This is a genomic window from Kribbella antibiotica, from assembly GCF_004349055.1.
In the GTDB taxonomy this organism is placed as follows: domain Bacteria; phylum Actinomycetota; class Actinomycetes; order Propionibacteriales; family Kribbellaceae; genus Kribbella; species Kribbella antibiotica.
This window is the reverse complement of sequence record NZ_SMKX01000226.1, coordinates 1-11,358: the sequence shown is the minus strand read 5'-3', so window position 1 is coordinate 11,358 and position 11,358 is coordinate 1. Positions and strand designations below refer to the sequence as shown.

At 67.6% G+C, this 11,358-nt stretch carries 10 protein-coding genes; 4 read left to right on the top strand and 6 right to left on the bottom strand.

Features of this window, described 5'->3' with window-relative positions; translation table 11 throughout:
• Nucleotides 1-377: 377 nt before the first annotated feature.
• From E1263_RS40110 to E1263_RS40100, 3 genes are all read left to right on the top strand, one after another.
• Complete coding sequence (locus tag E1263_RS40110) at nt 378-1,331, top strand: PQQ-dependent sugar dehydrogenase (RefSeq protein WP_238162010.1); 954 nt, start codon at nt 378-380, stop codon at nt 1,329-1,331.
• Between the two features lie 122 nt (nt 1,332-1,453).
• A complete protein-coding gene (locus E1263_RS40105) occupies nt 1,454-2,365 on the top strand; it encodes a hypothetical protein (RefSeq protein WP_132177309.1) in 912 nt (303 codons plus the stop codon).
• Between the two features lie 124 nt (nt 2,366-2,489).
• Complete coding sequence (locus tag E1263_RS40100; protein WP_132177307.1) at nt 2,490-2,792, top strand: hypothetical protein; 303 nt, start codon at nt 2,490-2,492, stop codon at nt 2,790-2,792.
• A gap of 276 nt (nt 2,793-3,068) precedes the next feature.
• Here the strand turns inward: E1263_RS40100 and gatB are convergent, their stop codons facing one another.
• From gatB to gatC, 3 genes are read right to left on the bottom strand one after another with little or no spacing between them, the layout of a single operon-like run.
• Entirely contained in the window at nt 3,069-4,565 is a 1,497-nt protein-coding gene (gatB, locus tag E1263_RS40095; protein ID WP_132177305.1) for an Asp-tRNA(Asn)/Glu-tRNA(Gln) amidotransferase subunit GatB, read from the bottom strand.
• Complete coding sequence (gatA, locus tag E1263_RS40090) at nt 4,562-6,067, bottom strand: Asp-tRNA(Asn)/Glu-tRNA(Gln) amidotransferase subunit GatA (RefSeq protein WP_132177303.1); 1,506 nt, start codon at nt 6,065-6,067, stop codon at nt 4,562-4,564. Before gatA ends, gatB begins: the two co-directional genes overlap by 4 nt.
• Nucleotide 6,068: 1 nt before the next feature.
• A complete protein-coding gene (gene gatC, locus E1263_RS40085; protein ID WP_132177301.1) occupies nt 6,069-6,365 on the bottom strand; it encodes an Asp-tRNA(Asn)/Glu-tRNA(Gln) amidotransferase subunit GatC in 297 nt (98 codons plus the stop codon).
• Nucleotides 6,366-6,588: 223 nt separating this feature from the next.
• Between gatC and E1263_RS40080 the strand changes: the two genes are divergently transcribed.
• Nucleotides 6,589-7,236: an ACT domain-containing protein gene (locus tag E1263_RS40080; protein ID WP_132177299.1), complete on the top strand. Its 648-nt coding sequence runs from the start codon at nt 6,589-6,591 to the stop codon at nt 7,234-7,236.
• Between the two features lie 26 nt (nt 7,237-7,262).
• Here the strand turns inward: E1263_RS40080 and E1263_RS40075 are convergent, their stop codons facing one another.
• From E1263_RS40075 to ligA, 3 genes are all read right to left on the bottom strand, one after another.
• Nucleotides 7,263-7,487, bottom strand: a complete 225-nt coding sequence (locus tag E1263_RS40075) for a hypothetical protein (protein ID WP_132177297.1) — start codon at nt 7,485-7,487, stop codon at nt 7,263-7,265.
• 19 nt (nt 7,488-7,506) lie between these two features.
• Nucleotides 7,507-8,940 (bottom strand): hypothetical protein, encoded by a 1,434-nt coding sequence (locus E1263_RS40070; protein WP_202869288.1) that lies wholly within the window; start codon nt 8,938-8,940, stop codon nt 7,507-7,509.
• 90 nt (nt 8,941-9,030) lie between these two features.
• Nucleotides 9,031-11,136: an NAD-dependent DNA ligase LigA gene (ligA, locus tag E1263_RS40060; RefSeq protein WP_132177295.1), complete on the bottom strand. Its 2,106-nt coding sequence runs from the start codon at nt 11,134-11,136 to the stop codon at nt 9,031-9,033.
• Nucleotides 11,137-11,358 lie beyond the last annotated feature (222 nt).

The window sequence follows — 11,358 nt, the reverse complement described above, 5'->3', positions numbered from 1 at the left end:
CGGCCCCACGGATCCATCCAAGACCTGACACCAATCCAGGCCGAGCAGACTCACTACACTCACCGAACCCGTCTCGCCGAGGCCGGTTAACACCTAACGAAGCCTCCGGACACGCCGGGGCGGCTCAGGCCGTTTTGATGGTCGCGCCCACTCGACGATCTGGATCGAGACTACGTGGCGGTGGGCTCAGCATGGGCTTGTGGCTGGGGTGGGGCGATAGCTTGGGGGGACCTGCTACTTGAGGAGACGGCGTGGTTGGACGGGTTGTGGCGACGGTGGCTGCGTTGGCGTTTGTGGCGGGGTGCTCGGAGGGGGGTGCGGCGCCGACGCCATCGCCGACAAGCTCCGGTACGACGGGGGCCGCGTCGGTGGGGCAGGTGAAGTTGACTGTGGCTTCGACGGTGGTGTCGGGGGTTCAGGTGCCTTGGGGTCTCGCGTTCTTGCCGGACAAGAGTGCGTTGGTGGCTGAGCGCGACTCGGGGAAGGTGAAGCGGGTTGTGGACGGGAAGGCGACTGAGGTCGGGACCGTCGAGGGGGTGGATGCTTCGTCGGAGGGTGGGTTGCTGGGGCTCGCGGTCGACCCGAAGGCGGCGTACGTGTATGCGTACTTCTCGACGAGTAGCGACAACCGGATTGCTCGGTTGAGCTACCAGGACGGGCGGTTGTCGGGGCAGACCACGATCCTGGAGGGGATTCCGCAGGCGGCGATTCACAACGGTGGGCGGTTGCGGTTCGGGCCTGATGGGTTCTTGTACGTCGGAACCGGCGACGGTGGGGATCGGCCGAACTCGCAGAACGACGACTCGCTAGGTGGGAAGGTGCTGCGGATCACGACCGAGGGCAAGGCGGCGCCGGGCAACCCCGGCAACAGGTTGTGGATCACCAAGGGGCATCGGAATGTGCAGGGGCTCGCGTTCGACGGGAGTCAGCTGTACGCCGCGGAGTTCGGGCAGAACACGTGGGACGAGCTGAACGCGATCACGCCCGGGTCGAACTACGGCTGGCCGGCCGCGGAGGGGATCGAGGGGCTGGACGGGATGGTCGACCCGATCGCGCAGTGGAAGACGAGCGAGGCGTCGCCGAGTGGGGTGGCGTTCGCCAAGGGCCACATTTTCATGGCGTCGCTGCGCGGTGAGCGGTTGTGGGCGATCCCGGTTGCGGGTGGGAAGCGGGTTGGTGAGCCGCAGGCGTTCTTCGAGGGTGAGTACGGGCGGTTGCGGACGGTGGAGGTTGCGCCGGACGGATCGTTGTGGGTCACGACGTCGAACACCGATGGGCGCGGCGAGAGCCGAGAGGGCGACGATCGGATCCTGCGGGTGACCATCGGGTGATGAACGGCTGAAGGAAAGTTGTTGTGTGACTGACATCTGAGCCGTCAACCGTTTGAGGATTTCGGCCGTCTGGTACTAGTGGAAGGAAACCCTTACACCGCACGTTTTCGGAGGAGTTGGTAATGCGGCCCAATCAGGCGTCAGTCGTCCCCAGCAGTGTCGTCGCTTCGGCGAGCACCTTCACGGATGCTCAGCAGACAGTCGACTATCTGCGGAGTTACGGGATGGACTCACGAAGCCTGGAGGTGGTCGGTGCCGAGCTACGGCTGTCGCGTAGACAGGCCGCGGTTCCCGTCGTACGGCGGACTTTTCTGAGCGCCGCTGCGGGCGCCCTGCTCGGGGTGTTGAGCGGCGTGTTCGTGACGCTGGTCGCGGAGACGACGCTGACCGCGTTCTCGGTGTTGCTGTGGGGTTTCGTGTACGGCGTGCTGGTCGGGGCGCTGTGGGGTCTGTTCCAGGGTCTCGTGCGCAACCGGCCGGATGCGCCGGCGATCGAGGTGATCACACCGTCGTACTACGAGGTCCGGTGCGTCGTGGAGGACGTGTCGGTGGCGCTCAGCCTGCTGGGCACAGAGCCGGAGCTTGAACCGGAGCCAGCGCTCACGTCACAGTTGCTGGCCGAACCGCCCGTACGCCGGGTCGCCGAGCCGGAGCCAGTCATCGAGCCCGAGCCAGTCGTAGAGCCGGAGCCCGTAGCAGTGTCCCGGCACCTGGTAGAGCCGCCCCCGCGGCGGGACGTCGAGCGTGAGCCGCGGCCTGCCCCCAAGGCGACCGCACAGTCGGAGCCTGAGCCCGAACTCGCGACCCCCGTCACCGAGGAACCCACGCTCACGATGCCCGTGGTCGAGCGACCCCGGCTGCACGAGGACGGCAAGCCCGCGCCCCAGGAGCCTGCGGTCGCGAAGCCGGTGGCTGAAGAGCCGACGCCCGAGGAGCCTGCCGCTGAGCAGAAGCCTCCTGCACGCCGGCAGCCTGCACAGACGACCCGCAAGGCCCGCGCGAAGAAGAAAACGGCGCGAACAAACGCGGCCTGATCTGCATGGATCACACCCACTTCCGGCGTACGGCGGTAGCTCCTGTCCTGGCCGCCTATGCCGGAACCGACGGCGTAGACGCGGTCATGCTCGGCGGATCCACCGCTCGGGGTGATGCCGATCGATGGTCGGACGTCGAGGTCTGTCCGTGCTTCACGCCGTCAACGGCCGCTACAGCGGCCATGTCCTCGCGTTCAAACGCCTGGACGCAATGCAGGCGGAGCTCACCCACGCGCCGGCTGACCTAGCGCAACGGCTGCGGACAGTCTTCACCGCTCCCCCGGTGCAAGCCACCTGCGTACTACGTCAACTGGTCGAAGAGACCTACGATGTGATCGAGGCGCGCCTACCCGAGGTGGACGTCGCCCGCCTGCGAACGCGCTTCCGCACCGAACGCCTGCCCATCGATCCGCAGATCGGTGAGTAGGCCGCGCATCGGCGGACCGCCCCCACTCATCAACTCTCGAAGCACCTCGACAACCAGGCTCAGCCCCGGCTCACCGACCCCTGTCGACGGCACTTGGTGATTGGCGTACGTCCGCTCGGCAGCAAGGTCGCCGACTGGGTTCACCGTGTGCGGGGACATCGAGTGGCGGCGGTGTGTTGTCGGTAGGCCCTTCCCAACGACAAGGTCCGCGCAGTCGAGTGCCGCGTGGGTACGCGGCAAGGTGGTGGGGCGCTGGGCCCCACCACCTTGACCGGACTAGATCCCTAGTTTTGCGTTCAGGAGCTCGCGGACCTTGGCTGCGTCGGCCTGGCCGCGCATGTCCTTCATGACGGCGCCGATGAGGGCGCCGGCTGCGGCGGGCTTGCCGGAGTTGACCTTCTCCACGACGCCAGGGTTGGCGGCGATGGCTCGGTCGATGGCTTCCAGCAAGGGACCGTCGTCGGAGACCAGGGCCAGGCCGCGCTTCTCCATGATCTCGGCCGGCGTGCCTTCACCGGCCAGCAGGCCTTCGAAGACCTGGCGGGCGAGCTTGTCGTTGAGGGTGCCCTCGTCGACAAGCTTCTGCACCTCGGCAACTTCGGCCGGGCCGACCGGGAGGGCATCGAGGTCGGTGCCGGACTCGTTGGCGAAGCGGGCGAGCTCACCGAGCCACCACTTCTTGGCCGCGGCTGCCGAAACACCGAGCGAAGTGGTGGCGACGATCGGCTCCAGTGCGTTGCCGTTGATGACGTCGCGCATCTCGAGGTCGGTGAAACCCCAGTCTTCCTGCAAGCGCACGCGGCGCAGCGAGGGCGCCTCGGGCAGGGTCGCCCGGATCTCCTCGACCCATTCGCGCGACGGCGCAACCGGGACCAGGTCCGGCTCGGGGAAGTACCGGTAGTCGTCGGCGTCCGACTTCTCCCGGCCCGACGTGGTGATGCCGGTGTCCTCGTGCCAGTGGCGGGTCTCCTGCAGGATCTTGCCGCCGGCGTTCAGTACGGCGGCCTGCCGGGTGATCTCGTAGGTGATGGCGCGCTCGACCGAGCGGAACGAGTTCACGTTCTTGGTCTCGGTCCGCGTCCCCAAAACCGTCGTACCGGAGGGCTTCAGCGACACGTTCGCGTCACAGCGCAGCGAACCCTGGTCCATCCGGACGTCCGAAACATCCAGCGCCAGCAGCAGATCGCGCAACTGGCTCACGAACGCCCGGGCGACCGCAGCGGCCTTGGCCGGCGGGACCTCGATCGTCTTGGTGACGATCTCGATCAGCGGGATGCCGGCCCGGTTGTAGTCGACCAGCGAGTGCGAGGCGCCCTGGATGCGGCCGGTCGCGCCACCCACGTGGGTGGACTTGCCGGTGTCCTCCTCCATGTGGGCGCGCTCGATCTCGATCCGATAGGTCTCGCCGTCCACGATGACCTCGGACCAGCCGTTGAACGCGATCGGCTCGTCGTACTGCGAGGTCTGGAAGTTCTTCGGCATGTCCGGGTAGAAGTAGTTCTTCCGGGCGAACCGGCACCACTCGGCGATCTCGCAGTTCAGCGCGAGGCCGATCTTGATCGCGGACTCGACGCCGCGCCGGTTCACCACCGGCAGCGCGCCGGGCAGACCGAGGCAGACCGGGCAGGTCTGCGTGTTCGGCGGGGCGCCGAACTCGGTCGGGCAGCCGCAGAACATCTTCGACTTGGTGTTCAGCTCGACGTGCACCTCGAGACCCATGACCGGGTCGTACTGCGCGAGGGCATCGTCGATTGCGACAACATCCGCGGTCATCGGTTCACCACCAGTTCCGGAGCCTTCGACATCAGTACGCCGCCCCACTTCTCGGCCAGCGCGGACTCGAGCGCAGCGCCCACCGTGTACAGCAGGTCGTCGCGCATCACCGGTGCCATCACGTGGAAGCCGACCGGCAGCCCGTCCTCGTCGGCCAGGCCGCACGGGAAGGATGCTGCCGCGTTGCCCGCCAGGTTCGACGGGATCGTGCAGAGATCGTTCTTGTACATGGCGATCGGGTCGTTGATCCGGTCGCCGATCGCGAACGCGGTCGTCGGCGTCGCCGGCGAGACCAGTACGTCGACCTGTTCGTAGGCCTTGATGAAGTCGCGGGCGATCAGCGTCCGCACCTTCTGCGCCTGGCCGTAGTACGCGTCGTAGTAACCGCTCGACAGCGCGTGCGTGCCGAGGATGATCCGGCGCTTGACCTCGTCACCGAAGCCGGCCTCGCGGCTCAGGCCGGTCACGGTCTCGGCGCTGTTCGTGCCGTCGTCGCCGACGCGCAGGCCGTACCGCATGGCGTCGAACTTGGCCAGGTTGGACGAGGCCTCGCTCGGCAGGATCAGGTAGTACGCCGGGAGCGCGTACTCGAAGTGCGGGCAGGAGACCTCGACGACCTCGGCGCCAAGCTTCGTGAGCAGCTCGACCGCCTCGTGGAAGCGAGCCTCGACACCCGGCTGGTAGCCGTCGCCACCGAGCTCCTTGACGACACCGATCCGCAGACCGGACACGTCACCGTTGCGCGCGGCCGCAACCACCGGCGGCACGTCCTGGTTGATCGAGGTGGAGTCCATCGGGTCCCACCCGGCGATCGCCTCGTGCAGCAGCGCCGCATCGAGCGTCGTCCGGGCACACGGGCCGGGGGTGTCGAGCGAGGACGCCAGCGCGATCAGGCCGTACCGCGAAGTCCCGCCGTACGTCGGCTTCACACCGACCGTGCCGGTGAATGCGCCCGGCTGCCGGATGGACCCACCGGTGTCGGTCCCGATTGCGAGCGGGGCCTCCCACGCCGAGATGGCCGCGGACGATCCACCACCGGAACCACCCGGGATCCGGGTCAGGTCCCACGGGTTGTGCGTCGTCCCGTACGCCGAGTTCTCGGTGGAGGAGCCCATCGCGAACTCGTCCATGTTGGTCTTGCCGAGGATGACGATCCCGGCGGCCTTGAGCCGCTTCACGACCGTCGAGTCGTACGGCGGCTTCCAGCCCTCGAGGATCTTCGAGCCGGCGGTCGTCGGCACACCCTCTTGGGTCAGCACGTCCTTGAGCGCCAGCGGAACACCGGCCAGCGGGCCGAGCTCTTCGCCGGCTGCGCGCTTGGCGTCCACGGCCGCGGCCTGCGCCAGCGCACCCTCGGTGTCGACGTGCAGGAACGCCTTCACACTGCCGTCAACGGCAGCGATCCGATCCAGGTGCGCCTGCGTCACCTCGACCGAACTGGCCTGCTTCGACGCCATCAGCTCAGAGAGCTCAGCCGCGGTCTTCCTGGTGAGGTCGCTCATGTCAGTCCTCCTCCAGGATCCGCGGCACCCGGAATCGCTGCGCCTCGGCTGCCGGGGCGCCGGACAGCGCCTGCTCCGGGGTGAGGCACGGGACGTTCTCGTCCTCGCGCATCACGTTCGTCAGCGGCAGGGCGTGCGAGGTCGGCGGGATGTCGTCCGCCGCGACCTGGCTGACCTGCCCGACCAGGGTGATGATCTGGTCGAGCTGTGGCGCGAGGTGATCGAGCTCGGCATCGCTGAGCTCGATCCGCGCCAGTCGCGCCAGGTGCGCAACCTCTTCGCGGGTAATCGATGGCATGAACCGATCCAATGTGTCTGCAGTAGCTGGAGATAACACGGGAAGACTTTCGCGTGTTACCCCGGCCATCTTAGGGGGCGGCTGTGACAGGTTTATTTCCTCGTCCCCCGCCGTGTGCACAGGACGCTTCGCCAGGGCCCGGGCGTGTTGCGGGCTCCGCTCTGTAACATGGGCGGCGACAGGGCGTTATGTGCAAGGTGATCGGCTGGGAGATGATCGTTCGGTGTTTCTGCTGAGATTGATCATCCCGGACCGGCCCGGATCCCTCGGGACCGTGGCCACCGCCCTCGGTGAGGTGAACGCCGACATCCACGCCATCGAGATCGTCGAGCACCGCCGTGAGAACGGCACCGCCGTCGACGACATCGTGGTCGACCTGCCACCCGGCGTACTGCCGGACCGGCTGGTCTCGGCCTGCAACAGCGTGGACGACGTCGAGGTGATCTGGTTCTCCCGGTACGGCGCCGGCGGCGGACTGCACATGGACCTCGAAGCGGTTGAGCAGATGACCTCTGCCCCGTCCGACGCGATCGACCTTCTGATCGAGCAGAGCCCGGCGGTGCTGCACGCCGACTGGGCCGTGCTGCTGGACGGGACCGGCTCCGACGTGAAGGTCGTCCTCGAGACCAGCGCCACGCCTGAGTTCGGCGATGTCGCGTCCGCTTGGCTGCCGCTGGAGAAGGCCACCATTCTGGATCCCCCGGCCGGCCACAAGGGTCTGGCCGAGTCCGTGCTGGTCGCGGCTCCGCTGGACTCCGACCGCCGGATCATCCTGGTCGGCCGTCGCGGCGGGCCGGAGTTCCTCGGCTCGGAGGTCGCTCGCCTGAGCTACCTCGCCTCACTCGCAGTCACCATCCGCGCGACCGCCTGACATTCGACGCGAGGTCTACTTCCGGGCTAACCAACCCGGAAGTAGACCAATGTCCACAGCCCGGCGAGGACCAGCAGCACCAGGGCGCCGACGAGCGAAACGATCAGGATCGTCTGGCTGTTGCTGCCGCTGCGATCCGGGAGATCGAACTGGGTGGGGCCCCAGGCCCCACCGCCTTCGATGCGCTGCTGGGCCTCAGGCGGTGGTGCGACCACCGCCTGTTCGTCCCGCTTCTCCCGGGGCAGCTTCATCAGATCTCCGTCGGTCGGCTCACGCGTAGTAAAGCTCTCGCCCGATGCTAATCCGTCGCGACAAATAGTCGTCCCGGTCGTTGGGGCTGACCTCGACCCGCCAGCCGGCGACGTAGGCCACCGACGGCTTGCCGTCGTTGTGCTTCTCGACGAACTCGCGCAGCTTGGCGGTGTCCGTACCCTTCAGCGTGCCGAAGGCGTCGCCGACCAGACTCGGCCAGGCCGCCTTCACGTCGCCCTCGCGCCCGGTCAGGCTGAGCTCGACCGACCGCAGGCCACCGCTGGAACCGCCGTAGCCGTAGATCCGCTGCGACCCGAAGTCGCCGATCTTCTTGCTGCAGGTGCTCTTGCAGTCGTAGCCCTTCGCGCCCAGCGCGGACTTCAGCTGCGCCTCCGTGGTCTGGAAGGTCTGGTCCGGGATCCGGAACGACTCCTCACCGGACTTGTGGCCGGACAACCGCAGGGTGCCGTTGTTGCTGAGCTGGAACTCGCCCCAGGTGGTGCCGATCTTCTCGGACTTCTGCCCGGTCTTGACCGCCTCCTGGACCTTCTTGACCTCGCTGCCACCGAACGTGTCGTTGCCGAGCGCCTGCAGCGCGGCGTCGAAGGTGACCCCCGCGTTGTTGACGTTCTCGTCGTCGCTCGACTTCAGCTGGAGGCTGATGATCGTGCCGTCCTTGGTGGACTGGAAGACCGCGTCGGCCTCGGTGGCACCTTCGTACTTGAAGCAGCCCCGGTGCGAACCGGCATCGGTCGAGAACAGGTCGCTGCACTGGTAGCCGATCGCCTCGAGCTTCGTCGAGACGTTCTGCGCCTGACCGGTAGCGGGTTTGACGTCGCCGCCACCGGTGGTGGTACCGCCGGTCGGCTCCGAAGTGCCGCCGGTCGGCTGCGAGGTACCAGGGTCGTTGGCCGTCGGCTTGTCGTCGCCACCAAGGCCACGCACGACCAGGACGATGACCAGCACGATCACCAGAATGGCGGCCACGCCACCACCGATGAACAGCGGCATCTTGTCCTTGTTGCCACCGGATCCCTTGGGGCTGCCGGGGCCTTGCTGCCACGGCTGCTGACCGCCCTGCTGCTGGTGCCAGCCAGCCTGCTGGGCGCCCTGCTGTCCCCAAGCCTGCTGCTGGTACGGCTGCTGCCCACCAGCTTGCTGGCCCCAGCCCCCGGGCTGGCCCTGCTCAGGCTGGCCCTGCTGCGGAGGCTGACCCTGCTGCGGAGGCTGGCCCTGCTGCGGAGGCTGACCGGGCTGCGGGCGTCCAGGCTGCTGACCCCACCCGGCACCACCCTGCTGCGGAGGTTGGCCCTGCGGCTGCTGCGGGTTCTGGCCCCAGCCACCACCACCCTGGGCAGGAGGCTGTTGTCCCCAGCCACCCTGACCTCCTTGGGCGCCCGGCTCTCCGCCCGGCTGCCCGGAACCCCACGGTCCCTGTGGCGGCGTCGTCATATTTGCTCCCTTGTAACCCACGTTGGACGTGCAAAAACTAACAGTCGGACGGACCAGCGCCCCAGTCGGATCCACCCGGCGGGCAACTTCTTAAGACTCTTCTGCCTCCTGCGTGCTCGCCACCGCGACCGCAGCCTCGGCGCCGTCGTCCAGCAGCACCCGGAACCCGGCCGCATCCAGGACCGGTACCCCGAGCTGAACCGCCTTGTCGTACTTCGATCCCGGCGAGTCACCGACCACGACGAACGACGTCTTCTTCGAGACCGACCCGGCCACCTTGCCACCACGAGACACGATCGCCTCGGTCGCCTCGTCGCGGCTGAATCCCTCGACCGTCCCGGTGACGACCACCGATACCCCGGTCAGCGTCTGCTCAACCGTCGGCCCGGTCCGCTCCTGCCGCATCACGACGCCCGCGGCCTTCCACTTGTCCACGATCGACTGGTGCCAGTCCACCGCGAACCACTCGATCACGGCGTGGGCGATGGTCGGCCCGACCCCCTCGATCTCCGACAGCTCCTCTTCACTCGCAGCCCGTACGGCGTCAATGTCGTCGTACACCGCGGCGAGCGCCTGGGCAGCCGTCGGACCGACGTGCCGGATCGACAGCGCGACCAGTCCACGCGCCAGCGGTTGAGTCTTGGCCTGCTCAAGATTCGTCAGCAGCTTCGCCGCATTCGCCGAGAGTGCGCCTGCCTTCGTGACGAAGAAGGAGCTGCGCACGAGGTCGTCGGCCGTCAGGCCGAAGAGATCGCCTTCGTCCACGATGAGCTGGTCGCCGATGAGAGCGTCGGCCGCTTTGAAGCCGAGCACCTCGATGTCGAAGGCGGCACGGCCGGCCAGGTGGAACAATCGCTCGCGCAGTTGCGCCGGGCAGGAGCGTGAGTTCGGGCAACGGATGTCGATGTCGCCCTCCTTCATCGGCCGCAGCTCGGTCCCGCAGGACGGGCAGGTCGTCGGCATCACCCACGGCTCGGCGTCGTCCGGCCGGAGGTCGAGAACCGGCCCGAGGATCTCCGGGATCACGTCGCCGGCCTTCCGCAGGACAACGGTGTCGCCCGGGTAGACGCCCTTGCGCGCGACCTCCTTGGCGTTGTGCAGCGTCGCGAACTCCACCGTGGACCCGGCCACCCGCACCGGCTCCATCACGCCGTACGGGGTCACGCGGCCGGTGCGGCCGACATTCACCTCGATGGCCAGCAGCTTGGTGGTGACCTCTTCCGGCGGGTACTTGTACGCGATCGCCCAGCGCGGCGCACTCGACGTCGACCCGAGCGCCCGCTGCAGGTCGATCTCGTCGACCTTCACGACGACCCCGTCGATCTCGTGATCGACCGAGTGCCGGTTCTCGCCGTAGTACGCGATGAATTCGTTGACCTCGGCCAGCGTCTCGACCCGGCGCGCGCGATCGCTCACCGGCAGGCCCCACGCCTTGAGCTGCTCGTACGCCGAAGAGAGCCGCCCGAGCCGGTGTCCCTCAACCTTGCCCAGGCCGTGCACCACGAATCGCAGCGGCCGACTCGCCGACACCCGCGGGTCCTTCTGCCGCAACGATCCGGCCGCGCCGTTGCGCGGGTTGGAGAAGACGTCCTTGCCTGCCTCGACCAGCTGCGCATTCAGCTCGGTGAAGTCCTCGACCCGGAAGTAGACCTCACCGCGGACCTCGAGAAACGCGGGCACGTCATCGCCCCGCAGTTGCTCAGGGATGCCCTTGATCGTCCGGACGTTCTGCGTCACGTCCTCGCCGGTCCGGCCGTCGCCGCGCGTCCCGCCGCTGACCAGGCGGCCGTTCTCGTAGACCAGGTCGAGGGCGAGACCATCAACCTTGAGCTCACACAGAAAGCCCGACTCGTGGATCTGCTGAACGGTCACCTCCCGCTCAAGACGCTTCGCCCAGGCCTCCATCTGCTCGGCGGAGAACGCGTTGCCCAAACTCTCCATCCGCATCGGGTGCTCGATCGGCGCGAACAGCGTCGAGATCGGCACGCCGACCTTCTGCGTCGGTGAATCCGGTGTCCGGAGCTCGTTGTACTGCTCCTCGATCGCCTGCAGCTCGTGCATCAACGCGTCGAAGTCGGCATCGGAGATGACCGAGCTGCCCAGGTAGTACTTCGCCCGGTGCTCCTCGATCTCGTTGCTCAGGGCAGCATGCCGCTCACGCACTTCCACCGGTGCCGCCGGAATCTCCTCGCTCATAAAGGAAATCTACCGCCCCCCTCCGACAAAACCCGGCACCCTTCCCAACGCCCGAAGACCTGCCTCCGACGTACTGCAACTCTTCGGACGTTGCGAGGTGGTCAGTCGTCCGCAGCTTCGCCGACGACGCGCAAACGAGGGTTAAGCCGGCTCGCGCATCGCGCCCGCGGGCATCTGGGCATCCGGGCATCCGGGCATCCGGGCCGATGATGCGAACCGAGC

What these genes read in the sequence shown, in the direction of transcription:
- E1263_RS40070 (WP_202869288.1), bottom strand. Translation starts at nt 8,940, where the DNA reads ATGACGACGCCGCCACAGGGACCGTGGGGTTCCGGGCAGCCGGGCGGA.
- E1263_RS40105 (WP_132177309.1), top strand. Translation starts at nt 1,454, where the DNA reads ATGCGGCCCAATCAGGCGTCAGTCGTCCCCAGCAGTGTCGTCGCTTCG.
- gatC (WP_132177301.1), bottom strand. Translation starts at nt 6,365, where the DNA reads ATGCCATCGATTACCCGCGAAGAGGTTGCGCACCTGGCGCGACTGGCG.
- gatB (WP_132177305.1), bottom strand. Translation starts at nt 4,565, where the DNA reads ATGACCGCGGATGTTGTCGCAATCGACGATGCCCTCGCGCAGTACGAC.
- gatA (WP_132177303.1), bottom strand. Translation starts at nt 6,067, where the DNA reads ATGAGCGACCTCACCAGGAAGACCGCGGCTGAGCTCTCTGAGCTGATG.
- ligA (WP_132177295.1), bottom strand. Translation starts at nt 11,136, where the DNA reads ATGAGCGAGGAGATTCCGGCGGCACCGGTGGAAGTGCGTGAGCGGCAT.
- E1263_RS40100 (WP_132177307.1), top strand. Translation starts at nt 2,490, where the DNA reads ATGGTCGGACGTCGAGGTCTGTCCGTGCTTCACGCCGTCAACGGCCGC.
- E1263_RS40075 (WP_132177297.1), bottom strand. Translation starts at nt 7,487, where the DNA reads ATGAAGCTGCCCCGGGAGAAGCGGGACGAACAGGCGGTGGTCGCACCA.